24 protein-coding genes and 1 tRNA gene are annotated in these 22,973 nt (G+C 71.3%); 17 read left to right on the forward strand and 8 right to left on the reverse strand.

Going from position 1 to position 22,973, the window contains the following annotated elements; all coding sequences use genetic code 11:
* Nucleotides 1-241: 241 nt before the first annotated feature.
* The 3 genes from ACZ7OY_RS17820 to ACZ7OY_RS17830 all read right to left on the reverse strand — a co-directional run bounded on the left by ACZ7OY_RS17820 (nucleotide 242) and on the right by ACZ7OY_RS17830 (nucleotide 4,005).
* Nucleotides 242-901 (reverse strand): response regulator transcription factor, encoded by a 660-nt coding sequence (locus ACZ7OY_RS17820; protein ID WP_351607368.1) that lies wholly within the window; start codon nucleotides 899-901, stop codon nucleotides 242-244.
* 279 nt (nucleotides 902-1,180) lie between these two features.
* Entirely contained in the window at nucleotides 1,181-2,551 is a 1,371-nt protein-coding gene (locus ACZ7OY_RS17825) for a sensor histidine kinase (protein WP_471912236.1), read from the reverse strand.
* A 128-nt stretch (nucleotides 2,552-2,679) separates the two neighbouring features.
* On the reverse strand, nucleotides 2,680-4,005 hold the full coding sequence (locus tag ACZ7OY_RS17830; protein WP_471912237.1) for a sensor histidine kinase: 1,326 nt from the start codon (nucleotides 4,003-4,005) through the stop codon (nucleotides 2,680-2,682).
* A gap of 194 nt (nucleotides 4,006-4,199) precedes the next feature.
* On the opposite strand from ACZ7OY_RS17830, the gene ACZ7OY_RS17835 reads away from it, so the two are divergent.
* The 11 genes from ACZ7OY_RS17835 (at nucleotide 4,200) to htpX (ending at nucleotide 15,650) form a co-directional block, all read left to right on the forward strand.
* Complete coding sequence (locus ACZ7OY_RS17835; RefSeq protein WP_471912238.1) at nucleotides 4,200-4,619, forward strand: NADH-quinone oxidoreductase subunit A; 420 nt, start codon at nucleotides 4,200-4,202, stop codon at nucleotides 4,617-4,619.
* On the forward strand, nucleotides 4,610-5,218 hold the full coding sequence (locus ACZ7OY_RS17840) for an NADH-quinone oxidoreductase subunit B (protein WP_384730685.1): 609 nt from the start codon (nucleotides 4,610-4,612) through the stop codon (nucleotides 5,216-5,218). Before ACZ7OY_RS17835 ends, ACZ7OY_RS17840 begins: the two co-directional genes overlap by 10 nt.
* On the forward strand, nucleotides 5,215-6,831 hold the full coding sequence (locus ACZ7OY_RS17845; RefSeq protein WP_471912239.1) for an NADH-quinone oxidoreductase subunit C: 1,617 nt from the start codon (nucleotides 5,215-5,217) through the stop codon (nucleotides 6,829-6,831). The genes ACZ7OY_RS17840 and ACZ7OY_RS17845 overlap by 4 nt, the downstream gene beginning before the upstream one ends.
* A complete protein-coding gene (locus tag ACZ7OY_RS17850) occupies nucleotides 6,828-7,796 on the forward strand; it encodes an NADH-quinone oxidoreductase subunit H (RefSeq protein WP_162468675.1) in 969 nt (322 codons plus the stop codon). Before ACZ7OY_RS17845 ends, ACZ7OY_RS17850 begins: the two co-directional genes overlap by 4 nt.
* Nucleotides 7,796-8,356 (forward strand): NuoI/complex I 23 kDa subunit family protein, encoded by a 561-nt coding sequence (locus ACZ7OY_RS17855; RefSeq protein ID WP_384730584.1) that lies wholly within the window; start codon nucleotides 7,796-7,798, stop codon nucleotides 8,354-8,356. Before ACZ7OY_RS17850 ends, ACZ7OY_RS17855 begins: the two co-directional genes overlap by 1 nt.
* Complete coding sequence (locus ACZ7OY_RS17860; RefSeq protein ID WP_471912240.1) at nucleotides 8,353-9,021, forward strand: NADH-quinone oxidoreductase subunit J family protein; 669 nt, start codon at nucleotides 8,353-8,355, stop codon at nucleotides 9,019-9,021. Before ACZ7OY_RS17855 ends, ACZ7OY_RS17860 begins: the two co-directional genes overlap by 4 nt.
* On the forward strand, nucleotides 9,021-9,425 hold the full coding sequence (gene nuoK / locus ACZ7OY_RS17865) for an NADH-quinone oxidoreductase subunit NuoK (protein ID WP_471912241.1): 405 nt from the start codon (nucleotides 9,021-9,023) through the stop codon (nucleotides 9,423-9,425). The genes ACZ7OY_RS17860 and nuoK overlap by 1 nt, the downstream gene beginning before the upstream one ends.
* Nucleotides 9,422-11,455 (forward strand): NADH-quinone oxidoreductase subunit 5 family protein, encoded by a 2,034-nt coding sequence (locus tag ACZ7OY_RS17870; protein WP_471912242.1) that lies wholly within the window; start codon nucleotides 9,422-9,424, stop codon nucleotides 11,453-11,455. Before nuoK ends, ACZ7OY_RS17870 begins: the two co-directional genes overlap by 4 nt.
* A gap of 6 nt (nucleotides 11,456-11,461) precedes the next feature.
* The gene (locus ACZ7OY_RS17875) at nucleotides 11,462-13,045 is read left to right on the forward strand and encodes a complex I subunit 4 family protein (RefSeq protein WP_471912243.1); all 1,584 of its coding nucleotides are present in this window, start codon (nucleotides 11,462-11,464) and stop codon (nucleotides 13,043-13,045) included.
* Nucleotides 13,042-14,601 carry an NADH-quinone oxidoreductase subunit N gene (locus ACZ7OY_RS17880; RefSeq protein WP_471912244.1) on the forward strand — a complete coding sequence of 520 codons (1,560 nt, stop codon included), beginning with the start codon at nucleotides 13,042-13,044 and terminating at the stop codon, nucleotides 14,599-14,601. The genes ACZ7OY_RS17875 and ACZ7OY_RS17880 overlap by 4 nt, the downstream gene beginning before the upstream one ends.
* 185 nt (nucleotides 14,602-14,786) lie before the next feature.
* Nucleotides 14,787-15,650 (forward strand): zinc metalloprotease HtpX, encoded by an 864-nt coding sequence (htpX, locus tag ACZ7OY_RS17885; RefSeq protein WP_471912245.1) that lies wholly within the window; start codon nucleotides 14,787-14,789, stop codon nucleotides 15,648-15,650.
* Between the two features lie 32 nt (nucleotides 15,651-15,682).
* On the opposite strand, the gene ACZ7OY_RS17890 is transcribed toward htpX, so the two are convergent.
* Nucleotides 15,683-16,084 carry a YccF domain-containing protein gene (locus tag ACZ7OY_RS17890; RefSeq protein ID WP_392620078.1) on the reverse strand — a complete coding sequence of 134 codons (402 nt, stop codon included), beginning with the start codon at nucleotides 16,082-16,084 and terminating at the stop codon, nucleotides 15,683-15,685.
* A gap of 199 nt (nucleotides 16,085-16,283) precedes the next feature.
* Nucleotides 16,284-17,528, reverse strand: a complete 1,245-nt coding sequence (locus tag ACZ7OY_RS17895; protein WP_471912246.1) for an APC family permease — start codon at nucleotides 17,526-17,528, stop codon at nucleotides 16,284-16,286.
* Nucleotides 17,529-17,693: 165 nt separating this feature from the next.
* Between ACZ7OY_RS17895 and ACZ7OY_RS17900 the strand changes: the two genes are divergently transcribed.
* Nucleotides 17,694-17,960 carry a GlsB/YeaQ/YmgE family stress response membrane protein gene (locus ACZ7OY_RS17900; protein WP_471912247.1) on the forward strand — a complete coding sequence of 89 codons (267 nt, stop codon included), beginning with the start codon at nucleotides 17,694-17,696 and terminating at the stop codon, nucleotides 17,958-17,960.
* Between the two features lie 89 nt (nucleotides 17,961-18,049).
* On the opposite strand, the gene ACZ7OY_RS17905 is transcribed toward ACZ7OY_RS17900, so the two are convergent.
* Nucleotides 18,050-18,538, reverse strand: a complete 489-nt coding sequence (locus ACZ7OY_RS17905; RefSeq protein WP_471912248.1) for a YajQ family cyclic di-GMP-binding protein — start codon at nucleotides 18,536-18,538, stop codon at nucleotides 18,050-18,052.
* A gap of 234 nt (nucleotides 18,539-18,772) precedes the next feature.
* Between ACZ7OY_RS17905 and ACZ7OY_RS17910 the strand changes: the two genes are divergently transcribed.
* Nucleotides 18,773-18,854 (forward strand) — tRNA-Tyr (locus ACZ7OY_RS17910).
* A gap of 440 nt (nucleotides 18,855-19,294) precedes the next feature.
* On the opposite strand, the gene ACZ7OY_RS17915 is transcribed toward ACZ7OY_RS17910, so the two are convergent.
* Entirely contained in the window at nucleotides 19,295-19,855 is a 561-nt protein-coding gene (locus ACZ7OY_RS17915; protein WP_471912249.1) for a hypothetical protein, read from the reverse strand.
* A gap of 87 nt (nucleotides 19,856-19,942) precedes the next feature.
* On the opposite strand from ACZ7OY_RS17915, the gene ACZ7OY_RS17920 reads away from it, so the two are divergent.
* The 3 genes from ACZ7OY_RS17920 (at nucleotide 19,943) to ACZ7OY_RS17930 (ending at nucleotide 22,169) form a co-directional block, all read left to right on the forward strand.
* Entirely contained in the window at nucleotides 19,943-20,245 is a 303-nt protein-coding gene (locus tag ACZ7OY_RS17920) for a DUF6009 family protein (RefSeq protein WP_471912250.1), read from the forward strand.
* An 87-nt stretch (nucleotides 20,246-20,332) separates the two neighbouring features.
* On the forward strand, nucleotides 20,333-21,619 hold the full coding sequence (locus ACZ7OY_RS17925) for a hypothetical protein (protein WP_471912251.1): 1,287 nt from the start codon (nucleotides 20,333-20,335) through the stop codon (nucleotides 21,617-21,619).
* Nucleotides 21,609-22,169 carry an NUDIX hydrolase gene (locus ACZ7OY_RS17930; RefSeq protein WP_471912252.1) on the forward strand — a complete coding sequence of 187 codons (561 nt, stop codon included), beginning with the start codon at nucleotides 21,609-21,611 and terminating at the stop codon, nucleotides 22,167-22,169. Before ACZ7OY_RS17925 ends, ACZ7OY_RS17930 begins: the two co-directional genes overlap by 11 nt.
* 119 nt (nucleotides 22,170-22,288) lie before the next feature.
* Here ACZ7OY_RS17930 and ACZ7OY_RS17935 read toward each other — a convergent pair whose 3' ends face one another.
* Nucleotides 22,289-22,603, reverse strand: a complete 315-nt coding sequence (locus tag ACZ7OY_RS17935) for a hypothetical protein (protein WP_471912253.1) — start codon at nucleotides 22,601-22,603, stop codon at nucleotides 22,289-22,291.
* A gap of 129 nt (nucleotides 22,604-22,732) precedes the next feature.
* Here ACZ7OY_RS17935 and ACZ7OY_RS17940 point away from each other — a divergent pair, with 129 nt between their 5' ends.
* Entirely contained in the window at nucleotides 22,733-22,945 is a 213-nt protein-coding gene (locus ACZ7OY_RS17940) for a hypothetical protein (RefSeq protein ID WP_152888533.1), read from the forward strand.
* Nucleotides 22,946-22,973: the final 28 nt, after the last annotated feature.

The raw sequence follows: 22,973 nt of genomic DNA on the forward strand, positions 1-22,973 counted from the left end.
TTCACTCGCCCCCGGCGCTTGCCTTGAAGACGTTCTGCGATCGCTGTCTGTTTCGGTGGTGCGGCGGTTCGGTGGTGCGGCGGTTCGGTGGTGCGGCGGTTCGGTGGTTCGCTCGGTTCGTTCGGTGCGCTTGTTACGTGTGGTGCGCTCGGTATGCGTGGTGCGTGTGGTGCATTTCCGTGCGTGTTCCGGTTCATGCGGCCGTTCAACTGAAACAGGTGCGGACACCGGTGTCAGTACGTCACGAGTTCAGGTAGGTGAGCACGGCGAGTACACGGCGGTGGTCCCCGTCGCTGGGGGACAGCCCGAGTTTCAGGAAGATGTTGCTGACGTGCTTCTCCACCGCCCCGTCGCTCACCACCAGCTGCCGGGCGATCGCGGAGTTCGTCCGTCCCTCCGCCATCAGCCCGAGGACCTCCCGCTCCCGCGGGGTGAGTCCCGTGAGCACGTCCTGCTTGCGGCTGCGCCCCAGGAGCTGCGCGACCACCTCGGGGTCGAGTGCCGTACCCCCCTGGGCCACCCGCACCACCGCGTCCACGAACTCGCGCACCTCGGCCACCCGGTCCTTGAGCAGATAGCCCACACCGCGGCTGGAACCGGCCAGCAGTTCGGTGGCGTAACGCTCCTCCACGTACTGCGACAGCACCAGCACCCCAAGGCCGGGGTGCGACTTGCGCAGCTGTACGGCGGCCCGCACCCCTTCGTCGGTGTGTGTCGGGGGCATCCGCACATCGGCCACCACGACGTCCGGCAGCGCGCCCTCCGCGTCCAGCTCCGTGATGGTCTTCACCAGGGCCTCCGCGTCGCCGACCCCGGCGACGACGTCGTGCCCGCGGTCGGTCAGCAACCGGGTCAGTCCCTCCCGCAGCAGCACCGAATCCTCGGCGATGACCACCCGCACCCTGTCCTCCACGATCTTCGGCCCCCCACAGCCCGGTGTCTCCAGACGGCTTCCGCACGGCTCGCCGTACCCCCACCGGGTACCCGCCCGTACGTATACGTCCAGCATTCCAGCAATCGGATCCGACCGCGGCGCGGCGACGGGAAAACGCGCACGGCATGCCGACTTTCGGCCTTCGGGCGCATTGTCGATTACGGGGGTCGTGTCTTACTCGGTTCTGCACGGAGCCCTGTCCCGGGTCGATCGCGGGCACCGGGTTCCGGCCGTCGGGGCGGAGGGTCAGCCCCGCCAGGGCAGCTCCGCCGTCACCAGGGTCGGCCCTCCGGGCGGCGAGTCCACCACCAGCAGCCCGTCCACCGCGTCCAGCCGTCCGGCCAGCCCCGCCAGCCCGGAGCCCGCGGACGCGTCCGCTCCACCGACCCCGTCGTCGAGGACCTGGAGCATCAGCCGGTCCTCCGCCCGCCACACGTCCACGGTCGCGCTCGTGGCCCGCGCGTGCTTGCTGATGTTCTGGAGCAGCTCGGAGACCGTGAAGTAGGCGATGCCCTCGATCGCCTGCGCCGGCCGCTCCGTCAGGTCCACATGCACCCGCACCGGCACCGTGCAGCGCGAGGCGACCGACGACAGCGCGGCGTCGAGCCCGCGGTCGGTGAGAACGGCCGGGTGGATGCCCCGGGCGAGATCGCGCAGCTCCTGGAGCGCCGTCTTCACCTCGCCGTGCGCGTCGTCCACCATCCGTGCCGCCGCCTGCGGGTCCTCGGTCAGCTTCTCCTTCGCCAGTCCGAGATCCATGGCCAGCGCCACCAGCCGCGCCTGCGCCCCGTCGTGCAGGTCCCGTTCGATGCGCCGCAGGTCGGCGGCCGCCGTGTCGACGACGACACCCCGGTCCGACTCCAGCTCCACCACCCGTGACGCCAGCCGCGACGGCCCCAGCAGCCCGTGCACCAGCAGCCGGTCCACCTGCGTCAGCGCCCGTACGATCCACGGCGTGGCCAGCGTGAACAGCAGGCCGACCAGCGCGGTGACGGTGATCTCGAACGGGTTGTCGAGGTAGACCCGGTGGTGCTCGTCGCCGTACAGCTGGAGACCGTCCTGACCGCCGTACATCGGGAAGACCCAGAACCACAGCGGGTACGTCAGCGTCGCCCACCCGTACACCCAGAAGGTCACCGCGACGCAGAACGAGAACACCGCCCACGGGAAGTGCAGCACCGCGTACAGCAGCTGCCGCCACGACGTGCCGCTCTTCAGGACCGCGCCCATCCACGCCCACGCGCCGCGCCCGCGCATCCGCAACGGCTCGGGTTCGGCCACCTCCAGGCCGAGCAGCCCGCGGGCCCGCGCCCGCTCCAGCGCCCCGAAGCCCCGGCAGCCGACCAGCCCCGCCGCCAGCACCGGGATGCCGAGGAAGGTCACCAGCAGGCCCGCGCCGACCGAGAGCATCGTGACGGCGTACGTGAACAGCAGAATGCTGATCGGCAGGCTCAGCAGGACATATCCGAACTCGCGCCAGGCGCGCGCCTCGAACGGCGCCCGCAGCACGGCCGGCAGCCGGTGGCGCCGCTCGTCGCCGCCGTGGCCCTGCCGGTGCTCCTGCCCGTAGGGCATCCCGTACTCCTGCCCGTACCGCGGTCCGTACTCGCTGGCCATCGGTGTCGTCCGTTCTGCTGGTCGGCGGGCCTGTTCCCGTATCTCCACCCTGCTCGATCGCAGGTCAGCGCGACATGGAGGCCGTCGGCGTCTTGGGCGGGGGGTTTTCCCCACCCCGCGCGCCGGGGTCACCTCCGCGGGGAGTCCTCCGCGCGCTCCCGCCAGGGCAGCTCCGCGGTCACCGTCGTCGGACCGCCCGGCGGGGAGTCGACGACGAACAGTCCGTCGACGGCGCCGAGGCGCTCGGCCAGGCCACGCATACCGCTGCCGCCGTCGAGCCGCGCGCCCCCGCCGCCGTCGTCCGAGACCTGGATGAGCAGCCGGTCGTCCACCCGCCACACGTCGACCGACGCCGACTTCGCCCCGCTGTGCTTGCTGACGTTCTGGAGCAGCTCCGAGACGGTGAAGTAGGCGATGCCCTCGATGGCCGCGGCGGGTCTCGACGTCAGCTCGGCCGTCACCTTCACCGGCACCGTGCAGCGCGAGGCGACCGACGACAGCGCGGCGTCGAGCCCGCGGTCGGTGAGAACGGCCGGGTGGATGCCCCGGGCGAGGTCGCGCAGCTCCTGGAGCGCCAGCTTCACCTCTCCGTGCGCCTCCTCCACCATCGCCGCCACGTGTTCGTCGGCCTGGCCCTCCAGCAGCTTCTCCTTCGCCAGGCCGAGCCCCATCGCCAGATTGACCAGCCGGGCCTGCGCCCCGTCGTGCAGATCGCGTTCGATGCGCCGCAGGTCGGCCGCGGCCGTGTCGACCACGACCCCCCGGTCGGACTCCAGCTCGGCGATGCGCCGCTCCAGCTCGTCGGAGGGCGACAGCAGCGCGCGCACCATCGCCCGGTCCGCGTTGGCGAGCCCGCGCGCCAGGAAGGGCAGCACGGGCCACAGCACGAAGAGCGAGGTCAGCGTGATGGTGAAGGTGAGAATGCCCCAGGGCAGCCGGATCACGTCGTACAGCGCCGCCCGCCAGCCCACCGGGTCCTTCACCATCATCCAGATCCGCTGGAAGACCCCCTCCGTCCGCTTCAGCGGCAGCGGGCTCGGCTCGTCGATCCGTATGCCGAGCAGCGTCCGCGCCCGGCCCCGCTCGAACCGGCCCAGCAGCCGCGACCCCATCAGCCCCAGCGCCAGCAGCGGCAGACCGACCACGGTGAAGGTGAGCACGCTGCTGACGAGCAGCGCCGTCGTCACGTAGACGAAGCCGAGCAGTGACATCGGCAGGTTCGCCAGGAGATGCGCGATCTCCTTCCACGTCTGCGGGGCGAAGGCGATACGGGCCGGAGGCAGCCGTCCGTCGTCGTCACCGGGGTCGGCGGCCTGCGCGCTCAGGTTGCTCTGGGGGCTCTGGGGGCCCTGAGGGCTTCGGAAGGCTCGCGTGTCCCGGGCGTTTCGGGGGCCGTGGACGTGATGGGTGTCTCCGGTGACGTCTCCGCCGTCGGAAGGCATGGCTGCGGTCATACCGGCCAGGGTGCCCGGCGCGGCGCCGCGACGCCATGAGGGCGGCCACCGCGACCGACGGGGGAAAACCCCACCGTCGGATCTCAACGAGTGACGGGCTGCTTACCGCTTCTTTATCAGGGCCTAGACTCCCGTGCGTACAGATCGTCGAACGCAGGGTTCACGAGGGTCACGAGTTCAGGGAGCGAGGGACGTTGCCGGAGACGTTGCGGGACACGCTGCGGGACCCGTCCGTCGTCGTCGCGGCGGACTACTTCCACTCCTATTCGGTCGTCGGACTGCTCGCCGTCGTCGGTGTGCTGTTCGTCGCCGTCGCCTTCGGGGCGGGCCGGCTGCTGCGCCCGGTGGTCCCCACCCCCGAGAAGCTCCTCACGTACGAGTGCGGCGTCGACCCCGTCGGCGAGGGCTGGGCCCACACCCAGGTCCGCTACTACGTCTACGCGTTCCTGTACGTCATCTTCGCCGTCGACTCGATCTTCCTGTTCCCATGGGCGACGGTCTTCGCCGACCATGGATACGGCGCGACGACGCTGGTGGAGATGTTCATCTTCCTCGGCTTCCTGACCGTGGGTCTGCTGTACGCATACAAGAAGGGCGTCCTGACATGGACGTGACCCCCGCCTCCCCCGAGCCCGTGCCGCTCCCCGAGCCGAAGCGGCTGGGCGCCCTCGCCCGGCTGGCTCCCGAGCCGATGAAGGTCGTGCTGAACTGGGGCCGCCGCTACTCGCTGTGGGTCTTCAACTTCGGCCTCGCCTGCTGCGCGATCGAGTTCATCGCCGCCTCGATGGCCCGCCACGACTTCATCCGCCTCGGCGTCATCCCCTTCGCACCGGGGCCGCGCCAGGCCGACCTGATGGTGGTCTCGGGCACGGTCACGGACAAGATGGCACCGGCCGTCAAACGTCTGTACGAGCAGATGCCCGAGCCGAAGTACGTCATCTCCTTCGGCGCCTGCTCCAACTGCGGCGGCCCGTACTGGGACTCCTACTCGGTCACGAAGGGCGTCGACCAGATCATCCCGGTGGACGTCTACGTCCCGGGCTGCCCGCCGCGCCCCGAGGCCCTGCTCCAGGGAATCCTGAAACTCCAGGAGAAGATCGCCCGCGAGTCGCTGGCCGAGCGCTACGGAACCACGCGGCCCTCCGCGGCCGCCCTCCAGAGCGGGCTGGTGCAGCCGCCGCCGGCTCCCGTCGCCGCGGGTGAGGACCGATGACCGCGACCGGCTGGCTGCCCGCCCCCGCCGACGAGCTCTTCGGCGCCGGGGCCACGGCCGAGGAGTCGTACGACGTCCTGACCGTCGACGTGCCGCCGGAGGCCTGGATCCCGGCGCTGCACGTCGCCCGCGACGAACTGGGCTGCACCTACTTCGACTGGCTGAGCGCGGTCGACGAGCCGGGCACCGGGTTCCGTGTCAGCGCCCACGTGGCGGCCCTGGGGCCGGTGCGCCGGCTCCTGGTGCGCACGACCGTCCCGCACGAGTCGCCGATGCTGCCGTCCGCCGTGGACGTCTACGCGGGTGCCGCCTGGCACGAGCGCGAGACCCACGAGATGTTCGGCATCGGCTTCGAGGGCCACCCGGCCCTGGACCACCTCCTTCTCCCCGAGGGCTTCGAGGGCCATCCGCTGCGCAAGGACTTCGTCCTGGCGGCGCGGGTCGCCAAGGCCTGGCCCGGCGCCAAGGAGCCCGGGGAGTCCGAGCACGGCGGCCCCAAGCGCCGCCAGATGCTTCCCCCGGGGGTCCCCGACCCGAACGAGTGGGGCCCGCTCAAGGGCCGGCTTCCCGCCGCCCCGGCCCGTCCGGCCCGCGCCGCGGGCCGCGCTCCCGGCGAACGCCCGGTACGCCGTGCCCGTACGGCCTCGGAGGGCTCGGCCAGCCAGACAGGCACGACGACCCCGACGGGTACGGACGCAGGCGCGGCCGCGGGTGCGGGTACGGGTGCGGCTGCGGCTGCGGGTACGAGGGCGGACACGCCCGGCACGGCCACCGGCCCCGGCACGGCCACTGGTCCCGGCACGGCTACCGGTCCCGGCACGGCCACTGGTCCCGGCACGGCTACCGGTCCCGGTACCGGCGGGGAGCCGACGGCGCAGACGCCCGCCGCGGCCCCGGCTCCCGCGCCCGGCACCGCCCGCCGGTCCCGCAGCGCGACCGGCGGGTCCGCCTCGCAGCGGACGGGAGCAGCGGGAGCAGCGGCAGCGGCAGGACCCACGGGAACGGCGGGAGCGCGTCGCTCCCGCTCGGCCACGGAGGGGTCCGCATCCCAGCGCGCCGAAACCCCGGCGGCTCCCGCCCCGGCCACGCCTGCCCGGCCCTCCTCCACCGGCCCCCGCAGCTCGGACGCCCCGTGGCACCACGCCCGCCCGGCCTTCGACGAACCGGAACCGAAGCCGGCACAGGAGCAGGCTCCCGAGCCGGAGCCCGCGCCCGAGCCCGGGTCGGCTCCCGAGCCGAAGCAGGCACCGACGCCTGAGTCGGTTCGCGAGCCGGAGCCTGCGCCTGAGCCCGAGTCCGCTCCCGGACCGGCGCCTGAGCCCGAGCCCGAGCCTGAGTCGGTTCGCGAGCCCGAGCCTGCGCCTGAGCCCGAGTCCGCTCCCGGACCGGAGCCTGAGCCCGAGCCTGAGTCGGAACGTGAGCCCGAGCTGGCGCCCGAGCCCGAGCCCGAGTCCGCTCCCGGACCGGCACCTGAGCCCGAGCCCGAGTCCGCGCCCGAACCGGCACCCGAGCCCGCTCCCGGGTCCGAGGTGAAGTCGGTGCCGGGCAAGGACCCCGTGTCCGACGAACCGACCCCCGACGCCCCCACCGACCCCCAAGGAGGCCCGCAGTGAACGACGCGCTGGATGTCGCCCTGCGACTCCTCGTCGTCTTCGGCGTCTTCCTCACCTTCCCCCTGATCGTCGGTCAGACCGAGCACAAGGTGATGGCCCACATGCAGGGCCGCCTCGGCCCGATGTACGCCGGTGGCTTCCACGGCTGGGCCCAGCTGGTCGCGGACGGTGTGAAGTTCGCGCAGAAGGAGGACGTGGTTCCGGCGGGCGCGGACCGCCGTGTCTTCCAGCTGGCCCCCGCCGTGGCCCTCCTGCCCTACCTCCTGGTGCTGCTCGCCATCCCGATCGGGCCGGGGGAGGGCGCGGTCGGCCAGGTCGTCGACGCGGGCATCTTCTTCGTGCTCGCCGTGATGGGTGTCGGTGTCCTCGGCTCCCTCATGGCCGGCTGGGCCTCCGCCAACAAGTTCTCCCTCCTCGGCGGCCTGCGCACCGCCGCCCAGCTCCTCGCCTACGAACTGCCGATGCTGCTCGCCGCCGCCTCGGTGGCGATGGCGGCCGGCACGGTCTCCCTGCCCGGCATCGTGGCCTCCTTCCACTGGTGGTGGCTGCCCTGGCAGCTCACCGGCGCGTTCGTCTTCTTCATCGCCGGCCTCGCCGAACTCCAGCGGCCGCCCTTCGACATGCCCGTCGCCGACTCGGAGATCATCTTCGGCGCGTACACCGAGTACACCGGTCTGCGTTTCGCCCTCTTCCTCCTCGCCGAGTACGCCGGAATCGTCGTCCTGTGCGCTCTGACCACCGTGCTCTTCCTGGGCGGCTGGCACGGTCCGTGGGGCGCCGAGGGGCTCGGCTGGGTCTGGACCCTGCTGAAGACCGCGCTGCTCGCCTTCGTCGTGATCTGGCTCCGCGTCACCTACCCCCGGCTGCGCGAGGACCAGCTCCAGAGGTTCTCCTGGACCCTCCTCGTCCCGCTCTCCCTCGCCCAGATCGCCCTCACCGGCATCGTCAAGGTGGTGATCTCCTAATGGCCCCCTTCCCCGGCTCCGGACTGGCCAAAGGCCTGGCCGTCACCCTGCGCACGATGACGAAGAAGACGGTCACCGCGCAGTACCCGGACGTCCAGCCCGACCTCCCGCCCCGCTCCCGCGGTGTGATCGGCCTGTTCGAGGAGAACTGCACGGTCTGCATGCTGTGCGCCCGTGAGTGCCCCGACTGGTGCATCTACATCGACTCACACAAGGAGACGGTCCCGCCGGCGGCCCCCGGCGGCCGTGAGCGCAGCCGCAACGTCCTCGACCGGTTCGCCATCGACTTCTCCCTGTGCATGTACTGCGGTATCTGCATCGAGGTGTGTCCTTTCGACGCCCTTTTCTGGTCCCCGGAGTTCGAGTACGCCGAGACCGACATCCACGAACTCACCCACGAACGCGACAAGCTCCGTGAGTGGATGTGGACGGTCCCGGCCCCGCCGGCGCTGGACCCGGCGGCGGAGGAACCCAAGGAGATCGCCGCCGCCCGCAAGACCGCCGAGAAACTGGCCGCCGCGCAGGACCGGCCGGACGAGCGGCAGGGGGAGCAGCCGTGACCCTCGCCGCCACCGCCGTCCCGCACGGTTTCCTCTCTCCGACGGGCGTGGAGATCGCCTTCCTCCTCGTCGGTCTGGTCACCTTCGGCGCCGCGCTCGTCACCGTCACCACCCGGCAGCTGGTGCACGCCGCCCTGTGGCTCGTGGTGACCCTCGGCGGCCTGGCCGTCGAGTACCTGCTGCTGACCGCGGAGTTCATCGCCTGGGTGCAGGTCCTCATCTACGTCGGTTCCGTCGTCGTCCTCCTGCTGTTCGGTCTGATGCTCACCAGGGCTCCGATCGGCCGCTCCCCGGACGCCGACTCCGGCAACCGCTGGGCAGCCCTCACGGTGGCCACCGCGGCAGCGGCCGCCCTGGTCTGGGTCGTCGTCGACGCCTTCCGGGCCACCTGGATCGACCTGGACGGAGAACCCGCCGGCACCACCCGCGTCACCGGCGAGAGCCTCTTCCAGAACTGGGTCCTCCCCTTCGAGGCCCTCTCCGTCCTCCTCCTCGCCGCCCTGGTCGGCGCGATCGTCCTGTCCCGCAAGGCGAAGGCGGACGCGACGGCGACCGCCTCCCCGCGCACCCCCGACCCGGACGGCGGCGCAGGCAGGCCGAACGGCGCCGGCAGCCCGGACCGGGCCCGGAGGGCCGCCGAGGCCGACCAGGAAGGCGTCCGCTGATGCACCTCGTCTATCCCGCCGTGCTCTCCGCCCTCCTGTTCTGCACCGGCCTCTACGGCGTCCTCGCCCGCCGCAACGCGATCCTGGTCCTGATGTCGGTCGAGCTGATGCTCAACGCCGTCAACCTCAACCTGGTCGCCTTCGACGTCTGGCTCAGCAGGACCGCCGAGGAGACCCTGCACTCCGGCCAGGCCCTGACCCTGTTCACCATCGCCATCGCCGCCGCCGAGATCGGTATCGGCCTGGCGATCGTCCTCGCCGTCCACCGCAACCGCGGCACCTCGGACATCGACAAGCTTCGCGACACCGCCGAGGGCCCCGGCAAGGACGGCCCCGACAGCGACGCCTTCGCGGCGCAGAAGGCCGACGACAAGGCCGGCGAGAAGGCTGAGGCCACCGCGTGACCACGACAACCCTTGCCGCGCTCGTCCCCCTCCTTCCCTTCCTGGGCGCCGCGGCCGGACTGCTCCTGGGCCGCACGGCCCCCGGCCTCGTCCGCCCGCTCGCCGTGCTGCCGACGCTGGGGGCGCTCGTCCTCGCCGTACTGGTCGCGGCGCGCCAGGGCGGCGGCCGGGCGATCGACGCCGCCACCGAACTCACGCCCACCGGCTCGGTGCCCATCGAACTCGCCCTGCACATCGACGGCTTCGCCGCTCTCGTCGCCATCCTGGTCGGCGTCGTCGCCACCTGCGTGCAGATCTATTCGACGGGCTACCTGCACAACGACCCGCGCTACCCCTCCTACGCCGCCCTCGTCTCCCTGTTCACCTCCGCGATGCTCCTGGTCGTCTACTCCGGCGATCTGATGGTGCTGCTGGTCGGCTGGGAGGTCATGGGCATCTGCTCCTACTTCCTGGTCGGCCACTACTGGGAGACACCGGAGGCCCGCGCCGCCTCCCTGAAGGCCTTCCTTGTCACCAAGCTCGGCGACGTCCCCTTCCTGATCGGTCTGTTCGCCCTCGCCACCGACGCCGGCTCCTTCCGGATCACCAAGGTCCTCGGCGCCGTCGCCAGTGGCGGCATCCACCACGTGACCCTGGTCGCCCTGCTGCTCCTGGCGGGCGTGGCGGGCAAGTCGGCGCAGTTCCCGCTGCACACCTGGCTCCCCGACGCGATGGCGGGCCCCACCCCCGTCTCGGCGCTGATCCACGCCGCGACCATGGTGGCCGCCGGTGTCTACTTCGTCGCCCGGCTCCTTCCGCTCTTCCAGGCCTCCGCGGCGGCCATGGTCGTCCTCGCCGTGATGGCCGCCGTCACCATGACGGGGGCGGCGCTCGCGGCGCTCGCCCAGGACGACATCAAACGCGTCCTCGCCTACTCGACGATCAGTCAGCTCGGCTACATGACCGGCGCCCTCGCCGTCGGCGACCGCGGTGCCGCCGTCTTCCACCTCCTGTCGCACGGCGCCTTCAAGGCGCTGCTGTTCCTCGCCGCCGGCGTGATCATCCACGTCACCGGCACCAACTCGCTCGCCGCCATGTCCCGGATGACGGGCCTGCGGGACCGCGTCCCGGACGCCTACTGGACGATGACCGTGGCGCTGCTCTCCCTTGCCGCGATCCCGCCGTTCAGCGGCTTCTTCTCCAAGGAGTCCGTCCTCGGCGCCGCCGAACACGTCATCGCCGGCCACACCGGGCACGCCCCCGTCGCCGCGGGCTGGACGGTCCTCGTCGCCGGCCTGGTCACCGCCCTGCTCACCGCCGGGTACGCGACCCGGCTGTGGCTGCTCGCCTTCCGCGGACAGGGTGCCGAGGTGCCGGGCCTCGCCTCGAGCACCGACCCCGGCCGGGCCGAGGAGCACCGGGTCCGCGAGCCCCTCACCATGACCGTGGTGCTGTGGGTGCTCGCCGTCCCGTCCCTCGCCTTCGGCGGGTTCGCCTATGCGTCACTGCCCGGCTGGTTCGACGGCCGCGACCTGACCCCGACGCTCACCACGTCCATCCTCGGCACGGGCCTCGCCCTGGTCGGCGGACTGGTCACCTACGGTGCCTGGCAGCGCGTCACGGCCCTCGCCCCCCGGGTGCCGCTCGGCGCGGTCGCAGCCCACCCCGGCGGCGACGCCGGACTCGTCGAGGCCGAGGCCATCGCCGCCCACGAGCCGGCCTACGGGGACATCGCCCAGGCCCCCGACCCGGCCGACCCCGGCCGCCTCCTGCTCGGCCCGCTGCACCGCCACGCGGCCGCCGGCTTCCACCTGGACGCCCTGTACGGCGTGCTGTTCGTCCGCCCGGTCCAGGCCGGAGCGAGCCTCGTGCGGTTCCTCGACCGCGAGGTCGTCGACACCTACGTACGTGGCGCGGGCGCCCTACCCCGCTGGCTCGGTGCCGCCGTACGACGGGCTCAGACCGGCAATGTGCAGACCTATGTGAGCGCGCTGCTCGCCGGCGCCGTCGTCCTGACGGTCGCCGCCGTCCTCGTCGCCACGGGAGCGTGAGCAGGCGTGATCGATATCAACGAGTCCGTGATGCAGTTCCTTCTGGCGTTCGTCGTCGTCGGCCCGCTCCTCGGTGCCGTCGCCGCCCTGCTGCCGGCCCCGCCCGGACTGAAGGGGAAGTCGCCCGAGCAGGCCGTGCTGCGGCACGGCGTGACCGTCACCGGCGTCGTCCTGCTGGCCGCGATCGTCCTGGCGCTCGGCTTCGACCACGACAACCCGTCGAAGATGCAGGCCACCACGGACATCAGCTGGATCCCCGCGCTCGACGTACGGATCCACCTCGGCGTCGACGGCATCTCCCTCCCCCTTCTGGTCCTGACCGCGCTGCTGACCTTCCTGTGCGCGCTGTACTCCTACTTCAAGCCGCCCGCGGGCCCGGCCCCGAAGGCGTTCGTCGCACTGCTGCTCGTCCTGGAGTCCGGCACCCTCGCCACCTTCGCCGTCCTCGACCTGCTGCTGTTCTTCCTCGCCTTCGAGACGGTCCTGATCCCGATGTACTTCCTCATCGCCCGCTGGGGCGGCGCCGGGCGGGCTCAGGCGGCCTGGAAGTTCATCCTCTTCACCCTGCTCGGTTCGGTCGTCATGCTGCTCGGCCTGCTCCTGATCGGAATCAAGGCGGGCACGTTCGACATGGTGGCACTCGCCACTGACAACGGCCGGTCGCTGACCACATCCGTGCAGGTCATCGCCGCTCTGGCGATCGGGATCGGGCTCGCGGTGAAGACGCCGATGTGGCCGCTGCACAGCTGGCTGCCCGACGCCCACACCGCCGCGCCGACCGTCGGCTCGGTCCTGCTGGCCGGCGTGCTGCTGAAGATGGGCACGTACGGGTTCGTGCGCATCCTCCTGCCGATCACGCCCGACGGCCTGAGCACCTTCGCGCCCTACCTCGCCGCCTTCGCCGTCGTCGGGATCGTCTACGGATCCCTGGCCTGCCTGGCCCTCGCCAAACAGGGTGCGAAGGGCGACCTCAAGCGTCTGATCGCCTACTCCTCCGTCGGCCACATGGGCTTCGTCCTGCTCGGCATCGCGACCATGACCCCGACCGGCGTGAACGGCGCCCTGTTCGCCAACATCGCCCACGGCCTCATCACCGGCCTGCTCTTCTTCCTGGTCGGCGCGCTGAAGGACCGCACCGGCAGCACGGACCTCGACACCCTCGCCGAGGGGACCGGAGCGGCGCTCTACGGCAGGGCCCCGCGCCTGGGCGGCCTGCTCGCCTTCGCCGCGGTCGCCTCGCTCGGCCTGCCCGGCCTCGCCGGGTTCTGGGGCGAGATGCTGGCGCTGTTCGGCGCGTTCGACCCGGCCGCGGGCCTCAGCCGCCCGGCCTTCCTCACCTTCATGGCGATCGCCGCGTTCGGCACGCTGCTCACGGCCGCGTACATGCTCATCGTGGTGCGGCGCGTCTGCATGGGCGCCGTCCCGTCGGACCCGCAGCGGACCGGGCGGCTCGCCGACGTCCAGGCCTACGAGTTCGCGGCCTGGACCCCGCTCGTCGCCCTCACCGTCGTGGCCGGACTGTGGCCGAGGGCCCTTCTCGGCCTGACCGACCCGGCCGTGCAGCAGCTCCTCGCAGGAGGCACCCGATGAGCGTCCTGGCCCTGCCCGCGGCCCAGCCCCTGGCCGAGTCCACAGCACAGACCGCCGCCCAGTCCATGGTCCAGTCCGTCGACTGGCTCGCCGTCGCGCCGCCCACCCTCGCGGCCGTGGTCGGACTGGCCGTCCTCGTCGCCGACCTGTTCCTGCCCGAGGCCAGGAAGGCCGTGCTCGGCTGGACCTCGGTCGCGGGACTCGCCGCGGCCGCGCTCCTGCTGCTGCCCCTGCGCGACGGCGACCGCTCCACCTTCTGCCTCACCGGCGAACCGGCGGTGTGCAGCTACACCGTGGACCGCTTCACCCTCGTCGTGCAGTTCCTGGTCCTCGGCGGCGCCCTCCTCGCGGCGCTCCTGTCCGTCACCACCCTGAAGGACGCCGACAAGGCGCTGCCCGAGGGGGAGTACTGGTTCCTGCTGCTCTCCTCCGCCGCGGGCGCCGCCCTGCTGCCCGCCTCCCGCGACCTCGCCACCCTCGTCGTCGCCCTGGAGGTCGCCTCCCTGCCCGCGTTCGCCCTGGTCGGCATCCGGCACGGCGACCGGAAGTCCTCCGAAGCGGCGCTGAAGTTCTTCCTGTCCTCGGTGACCGCGACCGCGGTCAGCCTGATGGGCATCAGCTTCGTGTACGCCTGCACCGGCAGCCTGTACCTCACCCAGGTCGCCGACCGCATCCAGCACGTCGACGGCCGCCTGCACACCCTCGCCGCGGCCGGCGTCGTCCTCACCCTCGTCGGGTTCGCCTTCAAGACGGCCGCCGTCCCCTTCCACTTCTGGGTGCCCGACACCTACGTGGGAGCCCCCCTCCCCGTCGCCGCGTACCTGTCGGTGGTCGGCAAGGCGGTCGGCTTCTCCGGGCTGATCCTCGTCACCGTCGTCGCCCTCCCGTCGTACGCCGACGCCTGGGGCCCGGCGCTGGCCGCGCTGGCCGCCCTCACCATGACCGTCGGCAATGTCGGCGCGCTGCGCCAGCAGGCCACGCGCGCGTACAGCGCGGTACGGCTGCTCGCGTGGTCGTCGGTCGGCCAGGCCGGCTATCTCCTCGTACCGATCGCCGCCGCCGCGTACTCCGACGACCCGCAGAAGTCGGTGGGCTCCACGCTCGCGTACGCCCTGATGTACGCGGCCGTGAACCTGGGCGCCTTCGCGGTGGCCGCCCTGGTCGGCCGCAGGAGCCCCCTGAACCGCCTCACGGACTACCGCGGCCTCTACGCCTCGAACCCCCTGGCCGCCCTGCTCCTGGCCTTCTTCCTGCTCTGCCTCGCCGGACTGCCGCCGGGCGTCATCGGCCTGTTCGCGAAGGTCACCGTGTTCTCGGCGGCCGTCGACGCGGGCCTGGGATGGCTCGCGGTGGTGATGGCCGTCAACGTGGTGATCGCGCTCTTCTACTACCTCCAGTGGACGACGCTGCTGTTCCGCGCGCCCGAGGGCGAGCCCGAGCGGCATCGCGTCCCGGCTCCCCTCACCGCCGCCGTCGCCCTGACCGGGGTCCTGGGCATCGCCCTGTCCGGCGCGCCGCAGCTGGTCCTGCGGTTCGCCGCCACCGGGCTGTTCTGAGACCGGCGCGCGGCGCGGGCCCGTCACCCGGACGGCGGACGCGCGCGGTCGTGGGCACAAGGGAACTCGGCGCTCCCGCCTGGCGTTGACGAGAGCGGGAGGGTCCACTGGACGTGACACGACACCAGTGGCATCGGAGACAGCAAGCAAAGGGTTCCCCTGCGGCACCACTTGGAGGGCGTACCGTGCACCGCCGGCACAACGGGCTCAGGACCGCAGTCCTTCTCGGGGGACTGTCCGCACTCATCATCCTGATCGGCAGCTTCTTCGGCCGTACGGGCCTGATCGTCGCGGTCGTCGTCGCTCTCGGCACCAACGCGTACGCGTACTGGAACAGCGACAAACTGGCGCTACGCGCGATGCGTGCCCGTCCGGTGAGCGAGTTCGAGGCCCCGGCGCTGTACCGCATGGTCCGCGAGCTCTCCACCCAGGCCCGCCAGCCCATGCCGCGCCTGTACATCTCCCCGACGGAGGCCCCGAACGCCTTCGCGACCGGCCGCAACCCGCGCAACGCCGCCGTGTGCTGCACCGAGGGCATCCTGCGGATCCTGGACGAGCGTGAACTGCGCGGAGTCATCGGCCATGAGCTCAGCCACGTCTACAACCGCGACATCCTGATCTCGTCCGTCGCCGGCGCCCTCGCGTCGGTGATCATGTTCCTGGTCAACTTCGCCTGGCTCATCCCGGTCGGCCGCTCGGACGACGACGACGGCCCCGGCTTCCTGGGCCTGTTGCTGATCATGATCCTGGGCCCGCTCGCGGCCACCGTCATCCAGCTGGCCATCAGCCGTTCCCGGGAGTACGAGGCGGACGCCTCCGGCGCCCAGCTCACCGGCGATCCGATCGCGCTCGCCAGCGCCCTGCGCAAGCTCGACGCGGGCACCAAGCAACTGCCGCTGCCCCCCGAGCCGCGCATCGAGACCGCGAGCCACATGATGATCGCGAACCCGTTCCGGCCCGGCCAGGGACTGTCGAAGATGTTCTCCACCCATCCGCCGATGGCGGAGCGCATCGCCCGGCTGGAGCGGATGGCGGGCCGCCGGGCGTAGGTCCGGCCGGCGCCCGCCGCGCACGGCCCCGGTCAGCGGCCGCCGAATCCTTCGTCCGTCGACACCACTTCCCGCCCCAGCGGCATGAGAGAGATCGGGATCAGCTTCAGGTTGGCCCAGCCGAACGGGATGCCGATGATCGACAGGAAGAGCGGGATGCTGGTGACCAGGTGCGCCAGGGCCAGCCACCAGCCCGCGAAGATCACCCAGATCACGTTGCCGATGAACGACCCGGCTCCGGCGCCCGGCCGTTCCACCGTGGTCCGGCCGAACGGCCACAGCACGAACCCCGCGATACGCAGCGACGCGATCCCGAACGGGATCGTGATGATCAGGACGAAGCAGATCAGGGCGGCGATCGTGTACCCGATGGCCATCCAGATGCCGCAGAAGATCAGCCACAGGATGTTCAGCAACAGGTTGAACAGTTTCATGATCAGTACCTCTCCCCAGGTGGCTGCGCGGACACCGCCCATTCCGGTCAAGTATGGGCGGGCGGAGCGCTCGACCGTGAGCTGCGGCAGCCTTGTGGCGTGATCGGGAACATCCGGAGACGAACATCCCCGGAATCCACGTGGCGCCACACCTCACCGCGTCGCCACGGCTCACCGCACCGCCGCACGGTCGCCGTCGTCACCCTCGCCGCCGCCACTGCCGTACGCCGTACAGGACGATCCCCGCGGCCAGTGCGCCCGCGCCCACCGCCACCGATCCCCACGGCAGCGCGAACGCCAGCACCACACAGCCCAGCAGCCCCGCCACCGGTACCACCCGCGCCGCCGGGGCCGGGTCGAGGGTCCAGGCCGAGGCGTTGGCGACCGCGTAGTACGTCAGTACGCCGAAGGAGGAGAAGCCGATCGCGCCGCGCAGGTCCACCGTGGCGGCGAGCACCGCGACCACCGCCCCCACGGCCAGCTCGGCCCGGTGCGGTACCCGGAACCGCGGATGCACGGCGGCCAGCGCGCCCGGCAGATGCCGGTCCCGGGCCATGGCCAGCGTGGTCCGGGAGACACCGAGGATCAGCGCGAGCAGCGACCCCAGGGCGGCCAGGGCCGCCCCGGCCCGGACGACCGGCACCAGCGCCGGCACCCCGGCCGCCCGTACCGCGTCCGCCAGCGGCGCCGCGGCGCGCGCGAGCCCGTCCGGCCCCAGCACGGACAGAACGGCCACCGCCACGCACGCGTACACCACCAGCGTGATGCCGAGGGCCAGCGGGACCGCCCGCGGAATGATGCGCGCCGGATCCCGTACCTCCTCGCCGAGGGTCGCGATGCGCGCGTACCCGGCGAACGCGAAGAACAGCAGCCCGGCGGCCTGGAGCACCCCGCCCACGCCCCCGGAGGCACCGGTGCCCAGCCGTCCGGCGGCGGACGCCCCGGACCCCAGGCAGACGACCACCACGGCGGCGAGCACGGCCAGCACCACCGTCACGATCGACCGCGTCAGCCACGCCGACTTCTGGACGCCGCCGTAGTTCACCGCGGTCAGCGCCACCACGGCCGCCACCGCCACCGCATGGGCCTGCCCCGGCCAGAGGTACGTGCCCACCGTCAGCGCCATCGCCGCGCACGAGGCGGTCTTGCCGACCACGAACGACCAGCCCGCGAGATACCCCCAGAACGCCCCGAGCCGCTCGCGCCCGTACACGTACGTGCCGCCGGAGGCGGGATAGCGGGCCGCGAGCCGGGCGGACGAGGTGGCGTTGCAGTAGGCGACCACCGCGGCCAGGGCGAGCCCGAGCAGCAGCCCGGAACCGGCCGCGCGCGCCGCGGGCCCCAGGGCCGCGAAGACGCCGGCGCCGATCATCGAGCCGAGACCGATCACGACGGCATCGCCCACGCCCAGCGTCCGCCGCAGTTCAGAGCCGGACTGTGTCATGGGCGGCACCCTACTGACCGTCGCAACCACCGGAAGGCGCGCCGGCGTCTTCCTGGCCGACACATCACGAACGGGCGCGACGAGAACGGCGGGACACGGTCCGGCCGGAAGAAAGTCACAGCGCCGGGACAGTGCAAGCACAACCTGGAGGGGCAGGTTCACGGCATGAGCATCATCAGCTGGATCATCCTGGGGCTGTTGGCCGGAGCCATCGCCAAGTTCCTGCTGCCGGGCCGTGACCCGGGCGGCTTCATCGGTACGACCGTGATCGGCATCGTGGGCGCGTTCCTCGGCGGCTGGATATCGGCCCGCTGGCTGGACCACCCGATCACCAAGAACTTCTACGACGGCGCCACCTGGGCGGCGGCGATCGGTGGAGCGCTCGTGCTCCTGATCGCCTACCGCCTGCTGTTCGGCAACTCGCGCGACTGATCCCGGCGCACGCGAGGGAGGGGTGGACACCGACGGTGTCCACCCCTCCCTCGCGTCCGCCCGACGCCGACGCGCCCGACGCGCCGGAACTACCGGTAGTTCACGAACTGAAGCGCGAAGTCGAAGTCCTTGCCCTTCAGCAGGGCGATGATGGCCTGGAGGTCGTCACGGCTCTTGGAGCTGACGCGCAGTTCTTCGCCCTGCACCTGGGCCTTCACGCCCTTCGGACCCTCGTCGCGGATGATCTTCGCCACCTTCTTGGCGTTCTCCTGGGAGATGCCCTCCTCGATGGTGGCGAAGATCTTGTACTCCTTGCCGGAGAGCTGCGGCTCACCCGCGTCCAGCGACTTGAGCGAGATGCCCCGCTTGACCAGCTTGGTCTCGAAGACGTCGAGGACGGCCTTCACCCGGTCCTCGGAGTTCGCCTCCATCAGGATCTTCTCGCCGGACCACGAGATCGAGGCGCCCACGCCCTTGAAGTCGTAGCGCTGCGAGATCTCCTTGGCGGTCTGGTTGAGGGCGTTGTCGACCTCCTGCCGCTCGACCTTCGAGACGATGTCGAAACTGGAGTCGGCCATGTCCTGTGGCTCCTTGTATCTGAGGGCGAATCGGGTCCGTACCGGCTGCGTACCGCCGTACACGGGGCTGCCGCCGAGCCCGCCGGGGATCGGGGCCGCATCCGCACAAGCCTAGCCACCCAGCCCCTCGCGGGTGGCGATCAATCGGGTGGCGAAGCACCCCTCCTCATCGGGTATTGTTTACGTCGTTGCCAGGGAGCACCGCCAACAGGGGGTGTGAAGGGCAGCAACCCCGGCGGTGTGCCCGAGCGGCCAAAGGGAGCAGACTGTAAATCTGCCGGCTTCGCCTTCCCAGGTTCGAATCCTGGCGCCGCCACCCGGAGGGAAACCCCCTCTGATCAGGTCAAGTACCTGATCAGAGGGGGTTTCTCGTTGTCCCGCCCCGTTCGATTCGGCGTGGACGAGGCATGGACGTGTCTCACCTCGTACCGCCCGTTTCCCACCGTCGATCAGTGCGTGTCCCCCAGGTGTCCCCCAGCGGTGAGCATGATCACTGGGGTTCGTTCCACAGGTCAGCGGCACCAGGTGTGTCCTTGCAGGGGTCCTGCATCACCTTGATCCGGCTCTGTTTCGTTGTGGATCGCTGCGTGTGGACCGGGCGTGGACCATCATTGCGAGACAAACAGCAGGTCAGCGCCCGGTCGAAGGATTGGCGCTGTTGCGACCAGGGGGTGCGGGGGCGCTGTGACGTGGGAGATGGCGGGCCCCCGCCCTCCGACTCGTTCCGGGGGGCGGGAGACCGGGGTGCTCATGTGATCAGTTGCTGTTTTTCATTCTGGAGCCGGTTCCTCCCGGCTCCTTCGGCGCCCAGTCGGGAGTACGGGTCGCGTCCTTGAAATCGGTCGACTTCATCAGAACCCGCCAGTCCTCCTTGCCCGCGTCGCCATCGAGCCGAACGGTGAACTCTTTGACCTGGCGGGTGTCATGGAAGTACAGGACCACGACTTGGCGCTCTGAGCCGTCGTCATAGAAATCGCCTGTCACATTGCGACGGGCGCCAGTACCGAAGCCCTTGATCCAGTTCTCGGCGGTCTTCCGGGAGTCCGTCTCGTTACTGTCGCTGGTCGCCAGCTTGCGAAGTTCATCCGTTTTGCCATCGGCGATGTCCCATACGAGCTTTTGCACCACCAGCAGAGAGCCGGTTGAGGGGTAGCCGACCACGTGCAACGGCTCGTGGTCGGCGTACGCCTGCTCGTAGGACGCGCCCGGCCCTCTGGCATCAGCAGCGCTGCTGTCGAGGACAGCACATCCAGACGTCAGCAGCACTGCTGCTGCCAGCCATCCGGCCGCCGTATGGCTCTGCTTCAACCTGGGCATCTCACTTCCTTGCTAATTGCGAGTCTTGGGCCTGACGATCGTGACCTTCTCGATCGGATTCGAGATGCGGAACTCGTGATCAGGAGGATGGAGGAGCAGGCGCTCGGGTTCCCAACTGGCCGTGTTTTATGTGGCATTCGAGCCGGAGCGCCCTGGCTTCGCTCGGATGCCCGGGCTGGAGACGTGCCAGGCAAGTTCATCCGGCGCGCCCTTTGGGTCAAGGACTACGACAGGTCCGAGGCACCACACGGGACGTACGAGCGCTCAGCACCCAGCGAAGCGGTCGATCCAGCCTCTGCGGCAGGTCGAAGGGGGTTTCTTCGTTTTCGATTCTGTTCGATGCGGCACCTGCTGAACTGGCTCGTGCATGGACGCCGTAGAAAGGGCTGACACATGACCGCGGTCCTCAGCACGTGGTGGGACAGCGTAGGACAGCGGGCCAGGCTGAGCGCCCGGGCGCCCGGGGCCATCGCCCCCATGGAGCGACCGACCTCGCTGGAGCGGGCGGAACTGCTCGGGCGGCTGCGTTGGGAAGTCATCCAGGGCGGCTCTCTTTTCCTGACCTATCCCCAACTGCTCGATGGCGCCGCCTTCGGAGTGCTCCGGCCCGCCGCACTGCTCGACGAGCTGGCCGTCCGGGCGATCGGCGGTGGCGCGGTACTGCCGATCCGGGTGAACTCCCGCAACGCGGACCTGGCCGGACAACTGATCGCGATGCTCTCGACCGGTTTCCTCTTCTCCTCCCTCCCGGTCCCCGACGAACAGTGCCTGCGGCTCCAGCGGGAGCTCGCCGTCCGCGCGGACGGCGAGGCCGCGGCCGCAGCCCTCGCCGCGGAGGGGCCCGTCGGCATGGCGGACCGGTTGCTGGCGGCGACCGGTGTCCTCGACACGCCGTTACGGCGGCGCACAGTCGCCCGGTGGCGGGACTGGCTGGAGGCCGCCGAGCGCGGACTGCTGGAGGTCAGCCCCCTGGTGACGGCCGATTACGCGACCGCGTACGCGCTGCGTCCCCCGCCGCGCCCGGAGGACGCGGCCAGCGACGAGGGCCGGGCGGTGCTCGCCGCCTGGACCAGCGGGGAGTTGGACGTGAACGGCCTGCCCAGCCGCAGCCGCCTGTACGAGAGCCTCGACCCCCTGCTTCGCTCCGGTGACCCCGCGGCGCGTGCCGACGCACAGACACTGCGAGAGTCCTTCGACGAGACGTACTACCGGGCCATCGCAGTGAGCGAGGGCTGCTCGCTCGGGCTGGCCTCGCCGCGACGCGGCATCCGGCGCCGAGAGGCGGCGACGCTGGTGGAGCAGACCCCGGTCGTGATCTATCCGACCCGGTTCGAGCTGCGGCTCGGCCTGATGAGCGGGGCGCAATGGCAGCGCTACACGGATGACGCAGCCGACGCCCTGGCCAACTGGTGGCACCGGCGTGACCTCGCGGCACTGCAGGAGGTCGGCGATCTGCTCGCGGAGCGCACGAAAGAGCCGCCGGCCGCCGACGCGCACGAGGTGCCAGTGACCCGTCTCCAGCGGTTCGTACGGTCCGCAAAGGGGGTCACCACCCAGACGGTTGCGGGCGGCGGAATGAGCCTGGCGACCAGCCTGCTCGGCCAGGGGATGCCCGAGGCGTTCGCCGCCGGCGCCGGCGGAGCGCTCGCGCCGGCCGTCGTTGCGGCCGTATCGGCAGGTGTGACCCGCCTGACCGACTTCCGAGGGCGGTACGACGTGATAGAGCTCCCCGAAGCGACAAGGGGAGGGTCCGATGGACACTGAGGCGCCACGCACACACACCCGCAAGGCCTACACGGACGCCGACGGCGGGCGCTGGTGCGAGGTCCATCTCGACACCTACCGCTTGCCGTCCGGCGCCGAGACCGTCCTGCACCGGATCCGCGTCGGCGGTGGCCGTACCGGAGTCCTGATACTGGTCCGACGAGGCGACGACATCCTGCTGGTCCGCCAGTGGCGGCCGACGATCGGCCGGTGGGCCTGGGAACTCCCGCGCGGCTTCGGCGAGACCGATCCCGTCTCCGACGCGCTGCGCGAACTGGCCGAGGAAGCGGGACTCGTCGGTTCGACAGCGGCTGTGGTGGCGTACCTGGACGTCGACTCCGGCATGCTGGAGAACGAGGTCGCCGTCGTCGAGGTCTCGGTCCAGGGCGACGCCCCACTGCGCCCCGACTCGGCAGGCGACGGCGAGATCGCCGCCGCGCGCTGGTGGAGTCCACGCGAAATCGCACAGGCGATCCGCGCGGGAGAGCTGCGGGACGCCTTCACGCTCGCCGCGCTCGGGGCATCCGGCGCGGCCCGCAGTCAGCCCTAGGGGAAAGGGCTCGGGACCCGCGGCGAGCAAGGGCCCGTGACCTGCGTGACGGCAGGTCACGAACCCTCGGCCGGGCGGGTCGGCGCGTGGTGCGGCCGGTCGGTTCGCGTGGGACGGTGTCAGCCGTCGGTTCGGCCGGCCTTTCCGTGCTCCTCCAGGGTCTCCTCGGGCTCGGGGCCCGCCGCCTGCTTCACGTCCGCCTCGACGTCGTTGCGCGACCTGCCCTCGTCCTTTGCGTAGTCGGTCAAGGAGGCCTGTACGTCCCGTGCCAGGTCCCGCCAGGCCCGCCAGGCGGTCTCGTACGTCTCGGTCTGCTGCTGCGTCCACGACGCGGTCGTGGGGGCGCCGTAGGTGTCCCGTAGCTGCAGGACCCTCAGATGCGCCTCGTTCGCGGCGCGCTGTTTCTCCACGAGTTCCTCGAAGGTGTCTGCCACGTGCACGGAGCCTAGGTACGCGAGCGGGTTTCCGCGCGTCGGCGCCCGCGACCCGCCCGAGCTCCGCCGGTACGGACGTATCCGCACAGCAGTTGTGCCGTCAGGACCCGTGCAGGGCACACTGATTCCATGTCCTCCCGCCGCAGAAGCTGCCCCGAGTGCCGTCGCGAGATCGCCGTGGTCGCGGGCCGGTACGCCCGGCACGACCCGCCCGGGGCACGGGAGAACGGCGCGCTCACCTCGTGTCCGGGCTCGCGCCGGGCCGCCTCGCTGGGCGCGGCCCAGCCCACGCTGGACGGGTACGCCGTACCGGAGTTCCCCGGCCAGATGCCGCTGTTCTAGAAGGCGAGTGCGGGTGTTCCGGAACACA

The sequence above is a fragment of the Streptomyces sp. NPDC107559 genome (assembly GCF_055657365.1).